Origin of the sequence: Brachybacterium ginsengisoli (assembly GCF_002407065.1) — a bacterium.
GTDB classification, from domain to species: Bacteria; Actinomycetota; Actinomycetes; order Actinomycetales; family Dermabacteraceae; genus Brachybacterium; species Brachybacterium ginsengisoli.
The window spans coordinates 2,905,794-2,927,217 of record NZ_CP023564.1; the positions used below are offsets into that span (position 1 = coordinate 2,905,794).

General features: G+C 73.1%; 20 protein-coding genes. 17 read left to right on the plus strand and 3 right to left on the minus strand.

Annotated elements, in window-relative coordinates; all coding sequences use genetic code 11:
* The first annotated feature begins 202 nt into the window (after positions 1 to 202).
* Positions 203 to 1,789, plus strand: coding sequence for a DEAD/DEAH box helicase (locus CFK41_RS12995; protein ID WP_096800045.1), 1,587 nt, complete (start codon positions 203 to 205; stop codon positions 1,787 to 1,789).
* Entirely contained in the window at positions 1,786 to 2,250 is a 465-nt protein-coding gene (locus tag CFK41_RS13000) for a rhodanese-like domain-containing protein (RefSeq protein WP_096800046.1), read from the plus strand. The genes CFK41_RS12995 and CFK41_RS13000 overlap by 4 nt, the downstream gene beginning before the upstream one ends.
* A gap of 9 nt (positions 2,251 to 2,259) precedes the next feature.
* Here the strand turns inward: CFK41_RS13000 and CFK41_RS13005 are convergent, their stop codons facing one another.
* On the minus strand, positions 2,260 to 3,813 hold the full coding sequence (locus CFK41_RS13005; protein ID WP_096800047.1) for a long-chain-fatty-acid--CoA ligase: 1,554 nt from the start codon (positions 3,811 to 3,813) through the stop codon (positions 2,260 to 2,262).
* 125 nt (positions 3,814 to 3,938) lie between these two features.
* Here CFK41_RS13005 and CFK41_RS13010 point away from each other — a divergent pair, with 125 nt between their 5' ends.
* The 10 genes from CFK41_RS13010 to CFK41_RS13055 all read left to right on the plus strand — a co-directional run bounded on the left by CFK41_RS13010 (position 3,939) and on the right by CFK41_RS13055 (position 14,233).
* A complete protein-coding gene (locus CFK41_RS13010) occupies positions 3,939 to 4,286 on the plus strand; it encodes an ArsR/SmtB family transcription factor (protein WP_096800048.1) in 348 nt (115 codons plus the stop codon).
* Positions 4,283 to 5,251, plus strand: coding sequence for a cation diffusion facilitator family transporter (locus CFK41_RS13015; protein WP_096800049.1), 969 nt, complete (start codon positions 4,283 to 4,285; stop codon positions 5,249 to 5,251). The genes CFK41_RS13010 and CFK41_RS13015 overlap by 4 nt, the downstream gene beginning before the upstream one ends.
* Positions 5,252 to 5,311: 60 nt before the next feature.
* Entirely contained in the window at positions 5,312 to 5,806 is a 495-nt protein-coding gene (locus CFK41_RS13020) for a hypothetical protein (RefSeq protein WP_227873076.1), read from the plus strand.
* Positions 5,807 to 5,932: 126 nt separating this feature from the next.
* Positions 5,933 to 7,363 (plus strand): FAD-binding oxidoreductase, encoded by a 1,431-nt coding sequence (locus CFK41_RS13025; RefSeq protein WP_227873077.1) that lies wholly within the window; start codon positions 5,933 to 5,935, stop codon positions 7,361 to 7,363.
* Positions 7,363 to 8,595: an aminotransferase-like domain-containing protein gene (locus CFK41_RS13030; protein WP_096800051.1), complete on the plus strand. Its 1,233-nt coding sequence runs from the start codon at positions 7,363 to 7,365 to the stop codon at positions 8,593 to 8,595. The genes CFK41_RS13025 and CFK41_RS13030 overlap by 1 nt, the downstream gene beginning before the upstream one ends.
* On the plus strand, positions 8,592 to 10,229 hold the full coding sequence (locus CFK41_RS13035; protein ID WP_096800052.1) for an ABC transporter substrate-binding protein: 1,638 nt from the start codon (positions 8,592 to 8,594) through the stop codon (positions 10,227 to 10,229). The genes CFK41_RS13030 and CFK41_RS13035 overlap by 4 nt, the downstream gene beginning before the upstream one ends.
* Positions 10,226 to 11,239 (plus strand): ABC transporter permease, encoded by a 1,014-nt coding sequence (locus tag CFK41_RS13040; protein WP_096800053.1) that lies wholly within the window; start codon positions 10,226 to 10,228, stop codon positions 11,237 to 11,239. The genes CFK41_RS13035 and CFK41_RS13040 overlap by 4 nt, the downstream gene beginning before the upstream one ends.
* Positions 11,236 to 12,081: an ABC transporter permease gene (locus tag CFK41_RS13045; RefSeq protein WP_096800054.1), complete on the plus strand. Its 846-nt coding sequence runs from the start codon at positions 11,236 to 11,238 to the stop codon at positions 12,079 to 12,081. Before CFK41_RS13040 ends, CFK41_RS13045 begins: the two co-directional genes overlap by 4 nt.
* Complete coding sequence (locus CFK41_RS13050) at positions 12,078 to 13,754, plus strand: dipeptide ABC transporter ATP-binding protein (RefSeq protein WP_096800055.1); 1,677 nt, start codon at positions 12,078 to 12,080, stop codon at positions 13,752 to 13,754. Before CFK41_RS13045 ends, CFK41_RS13050 begins: the two co-directional genes overlap by 4 nt.
* A complete protein-coding gene (locus CFK41_RS13055; protein ID WP_096800056.1) occupies positions 13,751 to 14,233 on the plus strand; it encodes a GNAT family N-acetyltransferase in 483 nt (160 codons plus the stop codon). Before CFK41_RS13050 ends, CFK41_RS13055 begins: the two co-directional genes overlap by 4 nt.
* A 13-nt stretch (positions 14,234 to 14,246) precedes the next feature.
* Here CFK41_RS13055 and CFK41_RS13060 read toward each other — a convergent pair whose 3' ends face one another.
* Complete coding sequence (locus CFK41_RS13060) at positions 14,247 to 15,215, minus strand: MsnO8 family LLM class oxidoreductase (protein WP_096800057.1); 969 nt, start codon at positions 15,213 to 15,215, stop codon at positions 14,247 to 14,249.
* A 107-nt stretch (positions 15,216 to 15,322) separates the two neighbouring features.
* On the opposite strand from CFK41_RS13060, the gene CFK41_RS13065 reads away from it, so the two are divergent.
* On the plus strand, positions 15,323 to 16,327 hold the full coding sequence (locus tag CFK41_RS13065) for an LLM class flavin-dependent oxidoreductase (RefSeq protein WP_096800058.1): 1,005 nt from the start codon (positions 15,323 to 15,325) through the stop codon (positions 16,325 to 16,327).
* A 177-nt stretch (positions 16,328 to 16,504) separates the two neighbouring features.
* Here CFK41_RS13065 and CFK41_RS13070 read toward each other — a convergent pair whose 3' ends face one another.
* Entirely contained in the window at positions 16,505 to 17,299 is a 795-nt protein-coding gene (locus tag CFK41_RS13070) for an endonuclease/exonuclease/phosphatase family protein (protein ID WP_096800059.1), read from the minus strand.
* Between the two features lie 99 nt (positions 17,300 to 17,398).
* Here CFK41_RS13070 and CFK41_RS13075 point away from each other — a divergent pair, with 99 nt between their 5' ends.
* From CFK41_RS13075 to CFK41_RS13090, 4 genes are read left to right on the plus strand one after another with little or no spacing between them, the layout of a single operon-like run.
* Positions 17,399 to 18,238, plus strand: coding sequence for an SAM hydrolase/SAM-dependent halogenase family protein (locus CFK41_RS13075; RefSeq protein ID WP_096800060.1), 840 nt, complete (start codon positions 17,399 to 17,401; stop codon positions 18,236 to 18,238).
* A gap of 31 nt (positions 18,239 to 18,269) precedes the next feature.
* Positions 18,270 to 18,821 (plus strand): ECF-type riboflavin transporter substrate-binding protein, encoded by a 552-nt coding sequence (locus CFK41_RS13080; protein WP_096800061.1) that lies wholly within the window; start codon positions 18,270 to 18,272, stop codon positions 18,819 to 18,821.
* Positions 18,818 to 20,563 carry an ABC transporter ATP-binding protein gene (locus tag CFK41_RS13085; protein WP_096800062.1) on the plus strand — a complete coding sequence of 582 codons (1,746 nt, stop codon included), beginning with the start codon at positions 18,818 to 18,820 and terminating at the stop codon, positions 20,561 to 20,563. The genes CFK41_RS13080 and CFK41_RS13085 overlap by 4 nt, the downstream gene beginning before the upstream one ends.
* Positions 20,560 to 21,390, plus strand: a complete 831-nt coding sequence (locus CFK41_RS13090) for an energy-coupling factor transporter transmembrane component T family protein (protein ID WP_096800063.1) — start codon at positions 20,560 to 20,562, stop codon at positions 21,388 to 21,390. The genes CFK41_RS13085 and CFK41_RS13090 overlap by 4 nt, the downstream gene beginning before the upstream one ends.
* The last annotated feature ends 34 nt before the right edge of the window (positions 21,391 to 21,424 follow it).

Consider the following 21,424-nt stretch of genomic DNA (forward strand, 5'->3'; position numbering starts at 1 on the left):
GTACTGTGACCCGCAGTGCCGTCCTCCCGCCGCGGCACAGGTCCCGAGCGGACAGCCCCGATCCGGCACGACGCCCCGCGTCCTGCGCCGCAGGTCGGCAGGCTCCGCTGCGGTGACAGCGTCGGCCGAGGAGCACTGCCCCGTGCAGCGCGCCCGACGACGCCCCGGGTGGGATTGCACCACAGAGAACGGATCACCTCACGTGACCACCCCTGACTTCGCACGCCTCGGCGTGCCCACCGCCCTCACCGCCGCCCTGGCGCCGATGGGCATCACCACCCCCACCCCGATCCAGGCCGCGACCCTCCCGGACTCGCTCGCCGGTCGGGACGTGCTGGGCCGTGGCCGCACCGGCTCCGGCAAGACCTACGCCTTCCTGCTCCCCCTGGTCGCGCGCCTGATCGCCGAGCCGCGCAAGCGCGTGGCCCGTCGGCCGCGCTCCCTCGTGCTCGCCCCCACCCGCGAGCTGGCCTCCCAGATCGCCGACTCGCTGAAGCCGCTCGAGGCGGCCGCGGGCCTGCGCAGCGCCGTCGTCTTCGGCGGAGTGGGCCAGAACCCCCAGGTCAAGGCTCTCGCCGGCGGCATCGACGTGCTCATCGCCTGCCCGGGCCGTCTCCTGGACCTCATGGGCCAGGGCCACGCGGACATGAGCGCCATCGAGATCACGATCATCGACGAGGCCGATCACATGGCCGACATGGGCTTCCTGCCCATGGTCCGCAAGATCCTCGAGAAGACCCCGCAGCGCGGCCAGCGCATGCTCTTCTCGGCGACCCTCGACTCCGGCGTGAACAAGCTCGTCAAGCAGTTCCTGCACGAGCCGGTCACCCACTCGGCGGATCCGGCCACCAGCCCCGTCGGCACCATGGAGCACCACGTGCTCGAGGTCGACTCCGCCGCGCGCTTCGACGTGCTGCGCGACCTCGCCGCCGCCCCCGGCCGCACCATCATGTTCACCCGCACCAAGTACGGCGCGAAGAACCTCGCCCGCAAGCTCGCCGCCCGCGGCGTGGACGCGGTGGACCTCCACGGCAACCTCTCGCAGAACGCCCGCACCCGGAACCTCGAGGCCTTCGGCTCCGGCGAGGCGACCACCATGGTCTGCACCGACATCGCCGCCCGCGGCATCCACGTCGACGAGGTGGCCCTCGTGGTCCACGCCGATCCGCCCGTCGAGCACAAGGCCTACCTGCACCGCTCGGGCCGCACCGCCCGCGCCGGCGAGTCCGGCACGGTCATCACCGTGCAGACCCCGGACCAGAAGCGCGATGTCAGCGACCTGATGCGCAAGGCCGGCATCACTCCCACCCACCACGCGCGAGTGACCATCACGAGCCCCGTGCTCGCCGACCTCGCGCCCGGCGAGCGGGTCGAGACCCATGAGCCGCGCCAGCCCGAGGCCCCGCTGGACGAGGCCCGCCTGAAGGGCGAGCGCGGCGGCGGCCGCGGCCGTTCCGGCGGTCGCTCCGACGGCCAGGGCGGCGGTCGAGGACGCTCCGGCGGCGGGCAGTCCGGCCAGGGCGGTCGCGGTCGCGGCGGCGAGGGCTCCGGTCAGGGCGGATCCGGCCGTTCCGGCGGCCAGGGCCGCTCCGGTGGTCAGGGCCGCTCCGGTGGTCAGGGCCGCGGCGAGGGCGGCGGCCGTCGCGGCGGCCAGGGCCAGGGCTCGGGCGGCGGACGCCGTCAGGACCGCTCCGCCCCCAAGACCTACTCGACCAGCTCCGAGGGCTCCGGCTCCGGCAACACCGTGGGCGGCGGCCTCGCGGCCTTCTCCTCCGGGCGTCGCGGATGACCTCTTCGGCGGACTCCGCCGGTCCGACGACGAGCGGTCGTCGTCGGGCCGGCGCCCCGCGGGCCCACGGGATCGACGAGATCCTCGCCGCGGCGCGCGAGGGCGTGGACCGGGTGGAGCCCGGCGAGCTCGCGGCGCTGATGGCCGAGGGCGCCCACGTGGTGGACATCCGCCCGGCGCGGACCCGGGAGCCCGAGGGGCACCTGCCCGGCGCGACGGTCATCGACCGGCTCGTGCTGGAGTGGCGGCTGGACCCCGCGAGCGCCCACCGCATGGAGGGCGGCCCCTCGTACGAGGACCTCGTCGTGGTGGTCTGCAACGAGGGCTACTACTCCTCGCTCGCCGCCCGCGACCTGCGCGATCTCGGCTTCTCGCGCGCCACCGACCTCGTCGGCGGCTTCCGCGCCCATGCGGCGGCGGGGCTGCCGACCCAGGCGGAGCCTGCGCGCGAGGTGCTCTGAGCGGGAGCCTCAGCTCAGCTCGCGCTTGAGGATCTTCCCGGTCGCGGTCATCGGCAGGCTGTCCAGCAGCACCACCTCGCGGGGGTACTTGTAGGAGGCCATCTGCTCCTTGGCCCAGTCGCGCAGCCCCTCGGCGGTGAGCGCGGCGCCCTGCTCGAGGATCACGAACGCCTTCACCTCCTCGCCGAGGGCCTCATGGGGCACGCCCACGACGGCGGCGAGCGAGACGTCGGGGTGGGTGATGAGAACCTCCTCGACCTCCCTCGGGTACACGTTGTAGCCGCCGCGCACGATCATGTCCTTGGAGCGGTCGACGACGAAGTAGAAGCCCTCCGCGTCCCGCCGGCCCAGGTCGCCGGTGCGGAACCAGCCGTCGCGGATCACCGCGGCGGTCGCCCCGGGGCGGTCCAGGTAGCCGGTCATCACGTTGTGCCCGCGCACCACGATCTCGCCGACCACGTCCGCCTCCTCGATCGGTGCCCAGTCCGGGTCCCCGGGATCGATGATCCCCACCTCGACGCCCCATACGGGGAAGCCGATCGAGCCGGGCCGGGGCCGGTCGGCACGGGAGAAGCACGCCACCGGCGAGGTCTCCGAGAGCCCGTAGCCCTCCATGATCGAGATGCCGAGACGTTCGCGGGCGGCGGTGAGGATCTCCACCGGCAGCGGGGCCCCGCCGGAGACACCGAGGCGGAGCGTCTCCGCGAGGGCCCCGGCCGCTGCATCGTCCTCCACCGCGTGCAGCAGTCCCCACCACATCGTGGGGACGCCCGCGAACACGGTCGCCCGGTGCTCGAGGAGCAGCGCGAGCGCCTGCTCCGCATCGAAGCGGGGCAGCAGCACGAGGGTGGCGCCCATGGAGAACCCGGCGTTCATGTCCACGGTCGCGCCGAAGGTGTGGAACAGGGGCAGCGCGACCAGGTGGGTGTCCTCCCCCGGCCTCGACCCGAACAGCCGATGGCAGGTCAGGGCGTTCATGAGCTGGTTGGAGTGGCTGAGCTCTGCGCCCTTGGGCTGCCCGGTGGTGCCCGAGGTGTACAGCACCACGGCGGTGTCGGTCTCGCGGCGCTGCACGGTCGAGAAGGTCTCCTCCATCCCCTCGAGCACCTCGGCGAGCGTGGGCACCTCCGGATCGGGGCTCGCGGCCGACGGGTCCGCGGTCATCATCACCACGCGCGGCGGGGCGGCCGCGGCGCGGGCGCCCTCGAGGCCGTAGCGGCCGATGGGCAGCTCCTCGGTGCCCTCGAAGCAGAACAGCGCGACCGCGGAGGAGTCGTCGAGGTAGTAGGCGACCTCGCGGGACTTGTTGAGCACGTTCAGCGGGACCACCACGGCGCCGACCTTGAGGATCCCGAAGTAGACGATCGGGAACTGCGGCAGGTTCGGGCAGCTCAGCGCCACCCGGTCCCCGGGACCCACGCCGTAGGTGACCAGCAGGTTCGCCACCTGGTTCGCGGCGGCGTCCACCTCCGCGTAGCTCAGGCGGGTCCCTCCCGCCACCAGGGCGGTGCGGTCGGGATCGGTGCGGGCGCTGTCCTCCAGCACCACGGAGAGGTTGTACATGGGGCGCTCCTCGGACGACGGTGTCACGAACTGCGCACACGATACGCCGGGAGCCGGCCGCTGCTGCGTCACACCTGCCACTTCGTCACTTGCGCGAATGACGAAACGTTCGGGAGGATGACCCCGTGACCACGCCACCGCAGCACTCCCCCACCGAGCCGCAGCTCGCCGCGGCGGCGGACACCTTCGCGATGCTCGCGAGCCCCGCACGGCTCCACCTCGTGCAGCTGATGAGCACCGGCCGTCACGACGTCGGCGAGCTGGCGGAGAAGGTGGGCCTGAGCCTGCCCACCACCAGCCAGCACCTGCGCAAGCTGCGCCTGACCGGGATCGTCTCCGCGACCCGCGAGGGCCGCCACAGCTACTACACCGTCGACGACCCGCACGTGGTCGAGCTCGTCGAGCAGATCTTCGAGCACATCGCCCCCGACGGCTCCCTCGCCCCCGATCCGCCCCGCAAGGACCCCCGATGACCTCCGCCGCACCCCGCCCCGAGAAGGTCGACCTGCGCAAGTTCGCGTGGCTGTCGATCGTCGCCGCCATCGTCACGATCACCCTGAAGACCGGCGCCTGGGTGATGACGGACTCCGTCGGCCTGCTCTCCGACGCCGCCGAGTCGACCGTGAACCTGGTCGCCGCGGTGGTCGCCCTCATCGCCCTCACTGTCGCCGCCCGCCCCGCCACCGAGCGGTTCCTCTACGGCCGTGCGAAGGCGGAGTACTTCTCCGCGGCGGTCGAGGGCCTGATGATCTTCGTCGCCGCCGCGGTCATCCTGGTCACCGCCGTCGAGCGGTTCCTCAACCCGCGCCCGCTCGAGAACCTCGGCATGGGTCTGGTCATCGTGGTGCTCGCCTCGCTGGTCAACGGCGGGGTCGCGCTCGTGCTGCTGCGCGCCGGGAAGGCGCACAACTCCATCACCCTGCGGGCCGACGGCAAGCACCTCATGACCGACGTGGTCACGAGCGCCGGCGTGCTGATCGGCGTCGCGCTCGTGGCCCTGACGGGCTGGGAGCGGCTGGATGCGCTGGTGGCCTTCGCCGTCGGCGTCAACATCATCGTCACCGGCATCGGGCTGCTCGGCGAGTCCGTCTCCGGCCTGCTGGACAAGGCGCTGCCGGACGAGGACCACGAGATCATCACCGACGTGCTGCGCCGCCGCACCGACGGGACCATCACCTTCCATGGCCTGCAGACCCGCGAGGCCGGCCAGCAGAAGTACATGAACGTCCACGTGCTGGTGCCCGACGAGTGGACGGTCAAGGCCGGCCACGACTACATCGAGGGCCTCGAGCAGGAGCTGCGCGACTGCCTGCCGGACCTCACCGTGCTCACCCACCTCGAGCCGATCTCGGATCCCGCCTCCTACGCGGACATCCCCGAGCAGCACGTGCCGATCCACGGCGAGGACCACGACCCGACCCGGCCACCCCAGGCCTAGGATGATCCCCAGGACCGCGCCGGGGGAACGGACCGGGCGCCGAGCAGGGGGAGCAGGACGATGACGCAGACGCCGCAGCAGGGCGGGCACGCGATCCCGGGCGAGGTGGGGGCGGTGGGACGTCACGACGGATCGGCCCGCAGCTACGACCCGCTCGCCGGACCCGGCGCAGGAGCGCCGGGCCAGGTCGTGGCGTGGCGGCCCGTCGCCCCGCCCCCGCCGAGGATGGCGCCCCTGCCGCCCGCGGCCGAGAAGAGCGTGGGCATCGCCTTCCTGCTCACCTTCCTCTTCGGCCCGCTCGGGATGCTCTATTCGACCGTCACGGGCGCGCTGGTGCTGATCGCGGTGACCGTGGTGCTGGCGATCGTCGTCGGGATCGTCGTGGGCCTCATCTCGCTGGCCACCTTCGGCTTCGGAGCCGTCCTGGTGGTGCTCGCGCCGCTCGCGGGCGCTCCGATCTGGATCGCGAGCATCATCTGGGGCTGCCTCGCGGCCTCCCGCCACAACGAGCGGGTGCGCGCCCAGCTCTCCGGGGTCGGCCGCGCCGGGTACTGACCGTTGACGGGTGGCGTCACACACCGCCCCTCAATGAACGCTTATGGCGATACCTACTTGCCATTATGGCGTCTGATGCTCCACGCTGAGCGAGGCCCACCCGCCCGCAGCGTTCAGGAGATCCGTGTGACGAGCACGCCCACCCCCGTACGATCCCGCGACCTCGCCGAGCTCGCCGCCCGGCTCGAGGCGGAGCTCGGCCCCGACGCGGTGACCTCCGCCGTCGTCGCGCAGGAGACTGGGGGCGAGGAGCGCTTCGCGGGTGACCGCTCCGGCTCCGCCGCCGCCGGGACCCGCTTCCTGGTGGTCCTCCCCCAGGACACCGCCGGCGTCCAAGCCGCCCTGCGCCTCGCCCACGCCACCGGCACCCCGGTGGTGCCGCGCGGCGCCGGCTCGGGCCTGTCGGGCGGGGCGATCCCCGTCGACGGCGGGATCGTGCTGGGCCTGGAGCGCCTCACCGCGGTGCGCGAGATCGACGTGCTCGACGAGGTCGCGGTCGTCGAGGCCGGGGTGATCACCGCGGACCTCTCCGCCGCCCTGGCACCCCACGGCTTCTTCTACGCACCGGATCCGGCCAGCGCCCGCCTCTCCACGATCGGCGGGAACATCGCCACCAACGCCGGCGGCCTGCACTGCGCGAAGTACGGCGTGACCCGCGAGTCCGTGCTCGCCCTCGAGGCCGTGCTGGCCGACGGCACGCTGCTGCGCACCGGACACCGCTCCCTCAAGGGCGTCACCGGGCTGGACCTCACCCAGCTGCTGATCGGCTCGGAGGGGACGCTCGCCGTGGTCACCGCCGCGACGGTGCGCATCCGCCCCCTGCCCGTCGCGCGCCGCACCGTGCTGGCCCGCTTCGCCTCCGTCGAGGCCGCCGCCGGCGGGGTGAACGCGATCTCCCGCAGCCCCGTCCGGCCCGCCGCGACCGAGCTGATGGACGCCGGCACCCTGACGGACATCGATGCCAGCACCGGCTCGCTCCTCGCCGAGGGCGCCAGCGCGATCCTGCTCGTCGAGCTCGACGGCTACGGGGTGGACGAGCAGGTCTGCGACCTGACCACCGCCCTCGTCGGCGCGGGCGGCACGGTGCGGGAGATCCCGGACGAGGACGAGGCGGAGCACCTGTGGGAGCTGCGCCGCAGCGGCCGCGGGTTCAGCCCCGAGGTGCTGCGCCTCGGTGAGGACATCGCCGTGCCCAAGTCGCGTCTCGCCGAGATCTTCACCGCCCTGACCGAGATCGGCGAGCGCCACGGCGTGCAGACCTCCGCCCTCGCCCACGCGGGCGACGGCAACCTCCACCCCTGCCTGGCTCTGCCGCGCGAGGAGGCCGGGGAGGGCATCGAGGACGGCGTGCTCCCCGCCCCGATCCTCGCCGCGGCCGACGAGCTGGTCCGCGCGGCCCTCGACCTCGGCGGCACCATCAGCGGCGAGCACGGCATCGGCACCGCCAAGCACCACTGGCTGGACCTCGAGCTCTCCCCCGCCTCGCGGGCGCTGCAGCAGCGCCTGAAGTCCGCCCTCGACCCCGACCACCTGCTCAACCCCGGGAAGGCCCTGTGATGACCACGACCACCCGCTCCGCTCCCCACGATCTCCTCTCCGCGCTCGGCGCCCGCGAGGACCTCTCCCGCGGCTTCGGGAAGGCGAGCACGAGCCTGCCCGGCGCGATCCCTCTGCTCGGCGGCGCCCCCAGCGCCGACCTCCTGCCCCTCGCCGAGATCCGCGACGCGGCCGCGGACCTCACCGCCGACACTGAGGCGCTCGTCGGCGCCCTGCAGTACTCCCTGCCCCGCGGGATCAGCGGGCTGCGCCGGTGGATCGCCGAGCGCGAGGGCGTGGACCCCGAGCGCGTGCTCATCACCAACGGCGCCTTCCACGGCCTGTCGCTGCTCTTCGACGCACTGCTCGAGCAGGGCGACGAGGTCGCCGTCGAGGACCCGACCTACCCCCTGATCTTCCGCTCCCTGCAGCACAAGCAGCCGCGCCTGCTGCCCCTCCCGCTCGACGCCGAGGGCATCGACGCCGGCGCCCTCGAGGCGCAGCTGAACGCGGGCGCCCGGCCCAAGCTGCTCTACACCGTGCCGGACTTCCACAACCCCACAGGGCTCGTCACCTCCGCCTGGCGCCGCGAGCAGCTGGTGGGGATCGCCGAGCGGCACGGCCTGGTCATCGTCTCGGACAACGCCTACGCCGGTCTCGGCTTCCCCGGCACGCAGGAGGTGGCCGACTACCCGCTGGACTCGGACCTCGTGGTCCACGTGCGCACCTTCTCCAAGGTGCTCGGCCCCGGACTGCGGCTGGGCTGGCTGGTGCTGCCGCCGTGGCTCGTGGGCCCCGTGACGCGGCTGCGCGCGAACCAGGACCAGCACTCCTCGGTGCCGATCCAGGCGATCGTGGAGCGGATCGTCGGCGCCGGGGAGCACAGCCCGCGCGGCGGCGGCTTCGACGCGATCGCGCAGCGCTCCGCCACCGCCTATGCGGAGCGCTTCGACCTCGTGCACGGGATCCTCGAGGAGGGCCTGCCGGACGGGATCGAGGTCACCCATCGCACCGGCGGGATCTTCCTGTGGGCCCGGCTGCGCGATGCCGGCATCGATCTCCGGGCCGCCCAGGAGCTGGCCCGCACCCGCTACGGCACCGACGCGGTGCTGGGACGCTTCTTCCACCTCGGCGACCCCACGGACGACCGCGGCAGCCTGCGCCTGGGCATCAGCCATCTCCCGCCCGAGCAGCTGCGCCGGGGCGCCGAGCGCCTGCTCGAGGCGCTCACCTCCCCGGAGGCCCGGCGATGAGCACGCTCCCCTCCCGTCGGCACCTGCTGCAGGCCACAGGCCTGGGCGCGTTGGGTCTGGCCGCCCTGCCGCTGGCCGGCTGCGCCGTCGACGGGGCCCGCGCCGAGGAGCCCGAGGACGAGCTGAGCTTCCTCATCTCGAACCTCGACGGCGGCTGGGTGCCCTCCAAGAGCGCGATCTCCAGCTACGAGGCGAACGTGTGGCAGCAGCTCACCGACAAGCTGGTCCACACCGACGCCGAGGGCGCGGTCACCCCGTGGCTCGCGACCTCCTGGGAGCAGAACCCGGAGTCCACCGAGTTCGTGCTGCATCTGCGCGAGGGCGTCACCTTCTCCGACGGCACCCCGGTGGACGCCACCGCGGTGCTCGCGAACCTCGAGGCCTGGGCCGTCGGCCGACCGGACGAGGGGCTGCCCGCGGTGGGCCTGTTCCCCGGCGGCACCTACGAGGGCGCCGAGGCGCTGGACGACCTGACCGTGCGGGTCACCTTCACCGCGCCGACCCTCTCCTTCCTGCCCACGCTCGGGTACCACGGCTGCCAGCTGATGGCTCCCTCGAGCCTCGCCGGGAGCCTCGAGGAGCAGTCCGATCTCGCGTTCCAGATCGGCTCGGGCCCCTTCGTGCTGGAGAGCTGGGCGGCGGGCGACCACGTGCGCCTGGTGCGCCGCGAGGACTACGACTGGGCGCCCGAGGCGCTCGGCGCGAGCGGCCCCGCCCGCCTCGCGGCGATCACCTTCACCGTGCTGCCGGACGACACGCTGCGCGCCTCCGCCGCCCGCGCCGGACAGACGGACATCTCCTACAACGTGAACCCGCAGGTGCTGGACGCCTTCACGGAGGCCGGATTCCACATCGAGGTCCCCCGCTACCTGGGCTTCGTGCACGGCTACAGCCTCCGCACGGACGTCGCCCCCTTCGACGACGTGCGCGTGCGCCGGGCCATCACCCGCGGCATCGACCGCGCCGAGATCCTGCGCACCGTCTTCACCGACGCCTGGGAGCCCGCGACCAGCTGGCTCCAGGCCGGGGTGCCAGAGACCACCGATCTCTCCGAGCTGTTCGACCATGACCCCGATCTGGCCGCCCAGCTCCTGGACGAGGCGGGATGGACGAGCCGCACGGCCGACGGGATCCGCACCCGGGACGGGGTCGAGCTCTCGTTCACGATCTTCCCCACCCCCTACCTCACCGGCTCCGTGCCGGAGGCGGAGCTGATCAGCCAGCAGCTGGGCCGGCTCGGGATCCGCGTGCACACCCAGAAGCTCGACATCCCCAGCTACACCGAACGGGTCACCAACGACCCCGCGCAGGGCCTGGTGGAGGTGACCCGCAGCTTCGTGGACGTGGGCACCGTGGCCGAGGTGATCACCGACCAGGGCGAGGACTGGTTCGCCGTCGGCTCCACCGACGCCGACCTGGTGCGGCTGCGGGACGAGGTCGCCGGCGCCGCCAGCCGGAAGGAGCGGGCGGGCCTGGTCGAGGAGCTCTCCCGCCACGTGCTCGAGCAGGCCTACTTCATCCCCCTCGAGCAGAACGTGCAGCGGATCTACGTGCAGTCCCCGCAGCTGCGCGGCGAGCGCTTCAACGCCGTCGCGATCCCCACGTACCACGCGGCCACCAAGGAGAAGCCATGAGCGCCGCCGTCTCCCCCACCGGTCTCGCCGGGACCGTGCCCGCCTCCGCCGCGGCCTCCGCCCGGCGCTACGGGGCCTTCGCGCTGCGCCGCACGGGGCGCGCGGTGAGCGTCGTCCTGCTCGCCTACGTCGCGGTGTTCCTGGTGCTCGCCGCGATCCCGGGCGATCCGATCTCCGCCCAGCTCGACAACCCCCAGGCCGGCTACACCGACGCGCAGAAGGAGCAGCTGCGCTCCTTCCACGGCCTGGACCGGCCGGTGCTGGTGCAGCTGCTGGTGGCGCTCGGCAACGCGGTGCGCGGTCAGTTCGGCCTCTCGCTGTCCACCTCGCAGCCGGTCACCACCGTCATCGGGGACGCGATCCCCTCCACCCTCGCCCTGGCCGGCACGGCGCTGCTGCTCGCGGTGCTGATCGCCGGGACGCTCGGCCTGCTCACCCGCCTGCTGCCGACGGGCCGGGTGAACGACCTGGTGCGCACCCTGCCCACCCTGTTCCTATCCACCCCGAACTTCCTCATCGGCCTCGTGCTGATCCAGGTCCTCGCCGTCCAGCTGGGCTTGTTCAGCCTGGTCGACGCCGACAGCCCCGCCTCCACCCTCGCCGCGGCGCTGACCCTCGCGATCCCCGTCTCCGCGCAGATCGCGCAGGTGCTCATCACGGCGCTCGACGACTCCGCCGCGCAGGACTACGCCGAGGTGGCGATCGCCCGGGGCCTGCCGCCGGGCCAGGTGGTGCTGCGGCACCTGCTGCGCCCCTCCCTGCTGCCGACGGTCACCGTGGTGGGACTCGTGATCGGGGAGGTGCTGGGCGGGTCGCTCATCACCGAGACGATCTTCGGCCGCACCGGGGTGGGCACCGTGGTGCAGAAGGCGGTCTCCTCCCAGGACGTCCCGGTGCTGCTGGTCGCGGTGGTGCTCTCCGCGACGGTGTTCGTGGTGGTGAACCTCGTGATCGACCTGCTCTACCCCCTGCTCGACCCCCGGCTGCGCACCTCGGAGGTGTCCCGATGACCACTGCCGCCCTGACCCCGCGCGCCGCCCGGATCACTCTCGAGCGCCGGGTGCCCGTGACCGTGCTGCTGGCCGGGGCGGTGCTCGCCGTGGTGCTGCTGTGGTCGCTGCTGCCGGGCCTGCTCACCACCCACGATCCCGCCGCCGGGAACCCCGACGACAAGTTCATCGCCCCCGGTGCCCAGTACTGGCTGGGCACGGACCACCTGGGCCGTGACCTGCTCACCCGGATCATCCACGGCTCCGCCTCGTCGATGACCAGCGCGCTGATCGCGGTGGGCATCGGGGTGGTGCTCGGCGGCCTGCTGGGCCTGCTGGGCGGCTATCTCGGCGGCTGGGTCGACGCGGTGATCGGCCGGGTCGTCGAGGTGCTGCTGGCGATCCCCGGGTTCCTTCTGGCCGTCGTGGTGGTGACCGCGCTCGGCTACGACACCCGCAATGCGGCGATCGCGACCGGGATCTCCGCCGTGGCGGTGTTCGCCCGGCTGATGCGGGCCGAGGTGCTGCGGGTGCGCACGAGCGTGTTCATCGAGGCCGCACGGGTCACCGGCGGCTCCGCGGCGCACGTGCTGCTGCGGCATGTGCTGCCCAATGCGCTGCGCCCGGTGCTCTCGCTCGCGATACTGCAGTTCGGGATCGCGATCCTGGTGATCGCGGGGCTCGCGTTCCTCGGCTACGGCGACCCGCCGCCCGCCTCGGACTGGGGACTGCTCGTCGCCGACGGCCGCGAGCACCTGCTGCACGCCCCCTGGCTCGTGATCGCCCCGGGCCTCGTCATCGCCGTCGTCGTGCTGTCCGTGAGCCGGATCAGCAGCTGGTTGGATCAGGAGAGGAACCGATGAGCATCGAGAAGACCCCCGCCCCCGCGGAGCCCGCCGCACCGCTCCTGCAGGTCGACGCGCTGAGCGTGGCCTACGGGCGCCACGAGGTGGTCCATGAGGTGTCCTTCGCCGTCGGCGCCGGCCGGGCGCTGGCCCTGATCGGCGAGTCCGGTTCGGGCAAGTCGACGATCGCCCGCGCCGTGCTGCGCCTGCTGGGCTCCCGCCGCGCGAGCGTCGAGGGCTCGATCGCGGTGCAGGGCCGGGAGCTGACCACGCTGCGGGAGCGGGAGTTCCTGCCGCTGCGCGGACGGGTGCTGGGCTTCGTGCCGCAGGATCCCGGCTCCTCCCTGAACCCGGTGCGGACCATCGGCGCGCAGGCGCTCGAGGCCGCGGCCCTGGTGCCCGGCGCGCGCACCCGCCAGGAGCGCGAGGCGCTCGTGGTGCGGGCGTTCGAACGGGTGGGGCTGCCGGATCCGGAGCGCCTCGGCACCGTGTTCCCCCACCAGCTCTCGGGCGGTCAGCTGCAGCGGGTGCTCATCGCGCTCGCGATCCTGCCCGGGCCGCGGCTGCTGGTCGCCGACGAGCCCACCAGCGCCCTGGACGTCACCGTCCAGAAGCAGATCCTGGACCTGCTGGACTCGCTGCGCACCGAGCTGGGCATCGGGATCCTCCTGATCACGCACGATCTCTCGATCGCCGCCGAGCGGGCCGACGAGGTGGTGGTGCTGCGCGAGGGCCGGGTGCAGGAGGCGGGTGCGACCGCCGAGGTGTTCGCCGCCCCGAAGACCGCGTACACCCGCTCCCTGCAGGCCGACGTGCCGGGGCTGAACCCGGAGCGCTGGGCGTCCGAGCGCGCCGAGCGGGACGCCCGCCACCCCATCGAGGACGCCCCCGTGCAGGTCTCGCTCGAGGGGGTCTCGCGCACCTTCCGCTCCCGCGACCGCACGGTGACGGCCCTCGCGGACATCTCCCTGTCGATCCCCCGCGGCCGCACCCATGCGCTGGTCGGCGAGTCCGGCTCCGGCAAGTCCACGGCGGCCCGGATCCTGCTGGGGCTCGAGCGGGCCGACGCCGGCACCCTGCACGTGGGCGGCCGACAGGTGGTGCCCGACGACGCCCGCTCCCTGCGGGAGCTGCGCCGCCACCTGCAGATCGTCCACCAGAACCCCTTCACCTCGCTCGACCCCCGCTTCACGGTGGAGCGCATCGTGCGGGAGCCGCTGGAGCGCTACCGGGTGGGCGACCGCGCCGAGCGCCACGAGCGCACCCGCTGGGCCCTCGCGGCGGTGGACCTCTCCGAGGAGCTGCTGGGCAGGCGCCCCGGCGCGCTCTCCGGCGGACAGCGCCAGCGGGTCGCGATCGCCCGCGCCCTCGCCCTGCGACCCAACGTGCTGGTGCTCGACGAGCCCACCAGCGCCCTGGACGTCACCGTGCAGGCCGGGATCCTCCAGGTGCTCTCCACGCTCCAGCGCGACCTGGGCCTGACCTACCTGTTCATCTCCCACGACCTGGGGGTGGTGCGGCAGTTCGCCGACACCCTCACGGTGCTGCGCCGCGGGGAGGTGGTGGAGTCCGGGCATGTCACCGAGGTGTTCGCCGCGCCCCGCGAGGAGTACACCCGCGTGCTGATGGCCGCCGTGCCGTCCCGGCGGGACCACGAGCACGGCCGGATCCTCCCGGCGGTGACCGCATGACCGAGAGCCTCACCTGGGAGCGCACGACCTGGGGCGATCCTCGCGCCGAGGTCCTGCTCGCGGCGATGGACGCCGAGATCTCCCCGCGCTACGCCGCGCTGCGCGGCACCGCCGCCCCACCCGCCCCGCCGAGCGGGGAGGACGTCGATCACGTGCTGCTGGCGCTCGTGGACGGCGTCCCGGCCGCGACCGGCACGCTACGCCGGCTGCCGGACCGCTGGGAGGTCAAGCGGCTGTTCATCGCCGCCGCCCACCGCCGTCGCGGACTCGCCGGCGCCGTGCTGGAGCGGCTCGAGGCCTCCGCCCGCGAGCTGGGCGCCCAGGAGGTGTACCTCCAGACCGGCAACCGCCAGCCCGAGGCGATCGCGCTCTACGAGCGGACGGGCTGGGAGCGCGTCGAGGTGTACTCCCCTTACGACCCGACCGACGGGATCAGCATCTGCTTCCGCAAGCCGCTCACGGCCGCGGTGCCCCGCTGAGGGCTCGGCTCCCTCAGCCCAGCAGCTTGATCAGCCGGGCGTCGGAGGCGGCGAGGGCGGAGCGGTCGTGGGTCGAGCCGGAGACGAGCAGCTCGTCGGCCGCGGTGCTCTCCTTCAGGGCGCCGACGCGCGCGCGGATCGTCGCCTCGGAGCCGGCCCACGCGGTCTCCAGTCCCTGCTCGAGCCGGGTGCGCTCGTGAGCGGAGAGGTCACGGACCTGGATCGCGGCCGGTGCCTCCAGGGGCGGGAAGGCGCCGGTGACCCGGGAGCGGACCATCGCCCAGACCTCCGGCAGGGCCAGCTCGCGGGCTTCGGCGTCGGTGTCCGCCACCAGCAGGTCCATCGACAGCATGACGTGCGGCGCGCTGCCCCGGTCAGGGCGGAAGGTGCGGCGGTACTCGTCCAGCCGTGCGGGGAGGTCCTCGGCCAGGAGCACCGGGCCGCCGAGCACCACCCCGAGCCCGAGCTGCGCCGCGGTGGCCAGCCCGGAGCCGGTGGCGAGCAGGTGGATCGGCGGCGGGAGCTCGGTCCGGGGTCGGGCGGTGACGGGAGCGGTGCCCGCGAGGTGGTCCCGCACCGCGCTCACCTCGGCCGAGAACTCCTCCTGGCTCGCCTCGAGCCGGCCCAGCGCCTCCCGCACCGGCGCCGTGTAGCCCAGCGACCTGCCGAGCCCCAGATCGATACGGCCGGGGAAGAGCGCCTGGAGCATGAGGAACTGCTCGGCGACCACGAGCGGACGATGGTTGGGGAGCATCACCCCGCCGGAGCCGAGACGGATCAGGCCGGTGCGCGAACCGATCGCGGCGAGCAGCACTGCGGGCGAGCCGCTGGCGATGCCCGGCACGGCATGGTGCTCGGCCACCCAGAACCGGTGATACCCCAGTTCCTCCGCAGCGATCGCCCGCTCGACCGAGTGCTGCAGGGCCTCGCCCTCCGAGTGCCCCTCGCGCGTGCGGGTGCGGTCGAGCAGGGAGAGCCTCATGCCGTGATCAACGCCGCCGCCGCCCGGATCCTTCCCCCGTGGGACGTCGAATGGATCTCACCGCCGGGAAGGACCATCACCCCAGGTCCGTGGATAGCCTGAGCGTCATGACCACCCCTCACGTGCCCCTGTCCCTCCTCGATCTCGTCCCGATCTCCGAGGGGATGAGCACCCGCGAGGCGATCGACGCCTCGATGGAGGGGGCCCGCGCCGCGGACCGCCTGGGCTACGAGCGGCTCTGGTACGCCGAGCACCACAACACCGCGAGCCTCGCCTCGAGTGCGACCTCGCTGCTCATCGACCGCGCCGCCTCGCTCACCGAGCGGATCCGCGTGGGCTCCGGCGGGATCATGCTCCCGAACCACTCCCCGCTCGCGGTGATCGAACAGTTCGGCACGCTCGTGCAGTTCCACGGCGAGCGCATCGACCTGGGCCTGGGCCGCGCGCCCGGCACGGATCAGCTCACCGCCCAGCTGCTGGCCCGCACCTCCGCGGAGCCGGCCGCGTTCGTGGCAGCGGTCGAGCAGATGCGCGCCTGGTCCCAGGAGGAGACCGGCGGCGGCCTGCCGATCACGGCGGAGGTCGCCCGCGGCACCGAGGTGCCGATGTGGATCCTCGGCTCGACCGCCAACGGAGCCCGACTCGCGGCCCAGCTCGGCATGCCCTTCTCCGTCGCCTCGCACTTCGCGCCCTTCCAGTACCTGCACGCACTGGACGTCTACCGCGAGGCCTTCGACCCCGACGCCGAGTCCGCCCAGATCGAGGCTCCGCGCACGATGGTGGGCGTGAACCTCGTGATCGCCGAGACCGACGCGGAGGCGCAGCGGCAGTTCAGCACGCTCCAGCAGATGTTCCTCGGCGTCGTCACCGGGCAGCGGCAGAAGCTCCAGCCGCCGCGGCCGATCGAGGAGGTCGCCGCCGGGCACCTGCTCTCCCAGGTCGAGCAGACCCTCTCGATCCGCGCCGTCGGCTCCCCCACCACCGTGGTGCGCCAGCTCGAGGAGATCGTGGCCGCCACCGGCGCCGACGAGCTGATCCTCACCGCCTACCACTACGACCCGGCGGACCGGCTGAAGGGCCTCGAGCTGCTGGCCGAGGCCTGGGGACTGTGAGGCAGGGGCCCGCGATCCGTCGCATACCGGCCCCATGCCCCCCGCGCCCCTGACCTCCTCCGTCGGCCGCGCCCGCGGCGGGCCTATGGCGACGTGAAGTGGCGATATAGCCAGCGCTCGCTGCTATCGGCCCTCCCACGACATCTCGCCGACCCGGGGGGCGACATGTGAGGTCCCTCAGCGGCGTCCGAGCCGCAGCCGGGCGGTGACCGTCGCGTGGTCGCTGGCCGCACGTCCCTCGAGGCGGTGGAGCCGGGCGGCGTACTGCTCGACCTCGAGGCCCTGGGCGAGGATCCAGTCGATCCGCACCGCGCCCACCTCGGGCTCGCCGTAGTCGGGGAAGGTGCCGATGTCCTCCCCGACGTGCTCCGCGGCGGTCTCGTGGGCGTCGCCGAGCCCGGCGTCCCGCAGCACGCTCCAGGGGGCGCTGTCCCCGCCCGCGGCGTTGAAGTCGCCCATCAGCACGATCGGTGCATCGCCCGCCGCCTCCCGCAGGCGCTCGGCGAGCAGCTCGGCGCCCTTCTCGCGCGCGACGGGACCGGCGTGGTCGAGGTGGGTCACCGCGATCACCAGCTCCGCGTCGCTGGCCCGGTCCCGCACCCGGGCCCAGACGGCGATGCGGGGGCAGTGCCCGTCCCAGCCGAGGGAGCCGATGAGGGCCGGCTGCTCCGAGAGCCAGAACTGGTCCCAGTCCAGCAGCTCGAAGCGGTCCCGGCGCAGGAACAGCAGGTTGTGCTCGCCGCGCCCGCCGCCCTCGCGGCCGATGCCGAGCCGCAGATGGGTCGCGCCGAGCGCCTCGTCGAGCACGGGGATCTGCGAGGCGAGGACCTCCTGGGTGCCCACCACGTCGGCGTCCGCCTCGCGCAGCAGGGATGCGAGCACCGGCGCCCGCTCGGCCCAGTGATCGGGCTCCCCGGGCCGGGTCTCCGTGCTGTGGTAGCGGATGTTCTGGGTGAGGATCGACAGGCTCATCCGGCCATCCTTCCGCACCGGGGTCCCGTGCGACAGGGGTCCTGCCCATCACGCGGGAAAGCACGTCGTCGGCGCGGGCCGAGGTCGCATACTTCTCCCATGAGCCCACTCGTCCTGCAGTCCGACTTCGGCCTCGACGACGGAGCCGTCAGCGCCATGTACGGCGTGGCCGTCGGCGTCTCCTCCACGCTGCGCATCCACGACGTCACCCACAACATCCCTCCCTACGACATCTGGGAGGGCTCCTACCGCCTCGCCCAGGTGCTCACGTACTGGCCGGAGGGCACGGTGTTCGTCTCCGTGGTGGATCCCGGGGTGGGCACCGAACGGCTCTCGATCGTGGCCCGCACCCGCACCGGGCACTTCGTGGTCACCCCGGACAACGGCACCCTCACGCACCTCGAGGCGATCTTCGGCATCGCGGAGATCCGGGAGATCGACGAGACCCGCAACCGCCGCCCCGGCTCCGAGGAGTCGTACACCTTCCACGGCCGGGACATCTACGCCTACACCGGGGCGCGCCTCGCCTCCGGCGCGACCACCTTCGAGGAGATCGGCCCCGGCGTCGACGTCTCCTCGATGGTGAAGCTGCCCGCGCACGCCCCCGAGCGGCAGGGCGAGAAGGTGGTCGGCATCATCGACACCCACGACGTGCGCTACGGCTCGCTGTGGACCTCGATCCCCCGCACCCTCTTCCGCGAGCTGGGCGTGGAGCACGGCGGGCGGGTCACCGTGCGGATCCAGCACCACGGCTCCGTGGTGCACGCCGCCCAGCTCACCTATGCGCACAGCTTCGCGGCGGTCGAGGTGGGCGAGTCGCTGCTGTACGTCAACTCCCTGGACCGCATGGCGATCGCCATCAACCGCGGCCACTACGCCCGCGCGTTCTCCCTGGGCAGCGGCGCCTCCTGGCACGTCAGCCTCGACGCCGCGCGCTGACCTCCCCTCCCCTCTCCCCGAAGGAACCCCCATGACCCGCACCTCCCCCGTGACCCAGGTGGTCGCGATCGGCATCGGCGCCGCGCTGTTCTTCGTGCTGGGCCGCTTCGCCGCGATCCCCTCGCCCGTCCCCAACACCTCGATCAACATCCAGTACGCGGTACTCGCCGTGTTCGCGGTGCTCTACGGCCCGCTGGTGGGCGCGCTGGCGGGCTTCATCGGCCATCTGCTCATCGACGTCACCGGCTACGGCGTCTGGATCAGCTGGGAGCTCGCCTCGGGCGTCTTCGGCCTGGTCGTGGGCGCGCTCCTGCTGCGCAACGCGATCCAGGACGGCGAGTTCAGCAAGGCCTTCGCCGTGCGTTTCTCCCTCGCGGTGGTGCTCGCCCATGCGGTCGCCTGGCTGGTGGTCGCCCCGCTCGGCGACGTGCTGTTCTACTCCGAGCCGGCGAACAAGGTGTGGGTGCAGGGCATCCTCGCGTTCTCGGTGAACACGGTGACGACCCTCGTGCTCGGCCTGCTCGTGCTGTCCGTCTACGCCCGCACCCGCACCCGCACCGGATCCCTGACGCACGAGCAGTGACCACTCCGCCGTCCCCACCGCTGATCGAGCTGCGCGGGTACTCCTTCCAGTACCGCGCGCAGTCCGAGCCGACCCTCCACGACATCGACCTGGTGATCCGTCGAGGGGAGAAGGTGCTGATCGTGGGCGCCTCCGGGTCGGGCAAGTCCACGCTGCTCAGCGCGATCAACGGCCTGATCCCCCACCACCATCGGGGCACCGCCACCGGCACCCTCCGGGTGGGCGGGACAGACCCCGCCGAGGTCCCGCTCGTGGAGACCGCGCGCGTGGTGGGGACGGTGCTGCAGGACAGCAACAGCCAGTTCGTGGGGCTCACCGTCGCCGAGGACATCGCCTTCAGCCTCGAGAACCAGCAGGTGCCGCGCAGCGAGATGCCGGAGCGGATCGCACGCGCCGCCGAGCTCGCCGGCATCGGCGACCGGCTCTCCGACTCCCCGCACGAGCTCTCCGGCGGGCAGAAGCAGCGCGTGGCCGTGGCGGGCGTGCTGGTCGACGACGTGGAGGTGCTGCTGCTCGACGAGCCGCTGGCGAACCTCGACCCGGCCAGCGGCCGCGGCGCCGTCGAGCTGATCGACGACCTCCATCGCGACAGCTCCCGCACCGTCGTGATCGTCGAGCACCGGCTCGAGGAGGTGCTGCACCGGGACGTGGACCGGATCGTGCTGATGGACGCGGGGCGCATCGTCGCCGACGACCCGCCCGCGGAGATCCTCGCCTCCGGGCTGCTGGAACGCCACGGCATCCGCCCCCCGCTGCACATCGCCGCCCTGCGCTACGCGGGGGTGCCGGTGCGCGCGGAGCAGCGGCCGGCGCGCAGCACCGACATGGAGCTCGACGAGGACCAGGTCGCGGCCGTGCGCCGCTGGGTCGCCGACGGACCGGGCCGCCGGGATCCCGTCGCAGTCGCCACCGGCGGCGCTCTGGACATGGACCAGCTGCGGTGCGAGATCCCCGTCGGCCCCGAGCGGACCCGACTCGCCCTGGCGGGGATCAACGCACGCATCACGCGCGGCGAGATGGTGGGGGTGCTCGGCTCGAACGGCGCCGGGAAGTCGACCCTGGCCCGGGTGATCTGCGGCTTCGAACGGGCGACCGGAGGGCAGCTCCGCATCGGCGGGATCGACGCCGGCGGATGGAGCCTCGCCGAGCGCGGGCGGCATGTGGGCTTCGTGCTCCAGGAGCCGGGGCAGATGATCTCCCAGCCGCTGGTCATGGAGGAGATCGGCCTGGGCCTGCGGGCGCAGGGCCTCGGCGAGGAGGAGATCACCCGCCGCACCGCCGCCGTCCTCGAGACCTGCGGGCTGCGCCCCTTCCGCTCCTGGCCGGTCTCCGCGCTCAGCCACGGGCAGAAGAAGCGCGTCACGATCGCCTCCGTGCTCGCCCTGGAGCCGGAGGTGCTGATCCTCGACGAGCCCACCGCCGGGCAGGACTTCGCCCACTACACCGAGTTCATGGACTTCCTGCGCCGCATCCACCACGCCGGGACCACGATCGTGCTGATCACGCACGACATGCACCTCGCTCTCGAGTACACCGAGCGCGTGCTGGTGCTCTCCGAGGGCCGTCTGCTGGCCGACGAGCACCCCGCCGTGGTCCTCACCGACCCCGAGCTCACCGCCCGGGCGGACCTGGTCACCACCGGGCTGCACGACCTCGCCCGACGCTGCGGGCTCGCCGACCCGGATCTGCTGGTGCGCCGCTTCGTCGCCGCGGATCGCACGGCGAGGGAGGTGGCTCCGTGAGCGCACCGCTGCTGGGCTACATCGACCGCCCCGGCCCCCTCCACGCCCTGTCCGGGGTGTCCAAGCTGATGCTGGCCCTGTCCGTGGTGATCGGGGCGATGACCGGCTTCGACCTGCGCTACCTGCTGGCCGTCTCCGCCGGGTCACTGGTGCTGTGGGGCATCTCCCGGGTGCGGCTGAAGGACCTCGCCGTGGTGCTGTGGCTGATCGCGCTGTTCATGGTCCTGAACAATATCGGGATCTTCCTGTTCGCCCCCGGCTACGGGGCCGAGCTGTTCGGGACCGAGCATGTGCTGCTGGACGGGCCCTGGCGCTGGGACGTGACCGCCGAGCAGCTGGTCTACCAGCTGGCGGTGACCGCGAAGTACTTCGCGGTGCTGCCCTCGGTGCTGCTGTTCGTGGCGACCACGCGCCCGCCGGAGTTCGCCTCGTCGCTGGCCCGGATCGGCGTGCCCGCCCGCTTCGCGTACGCCGTCTCCCTCGCCCTGCGCTACATCCCCGACGTCCAGCGGGAGTTCCGCACCATCTCCCAGGCCCAGCAGGCGCGCGGGATCGACACCTCTCGCGGGGTGGGGCTCGGCACCCGGATCCGGAACCTCTCCTCGATCCTGATGCCGCTGCTGCTGGGCACCTTCGACCGCATCGAGCAGGTCTCCGCGGCGATGGAGCTGCGCGGATTCGGTCGCAAGCGCGGCCGCACCTGGCTGGTGCGCACACCGCTGCGCGGCCGCGACGCGATGGTCATCACCGTCGCGGCGGTGCTGTTCGTGGCGCCGATCGTGCTGGTGGTGGTCGACGGCGGGCGGTTCTGGAACCCGTTCGTGTGAGCGGCCGGGGCTGACGCGTCGGCGCCACTCCGGC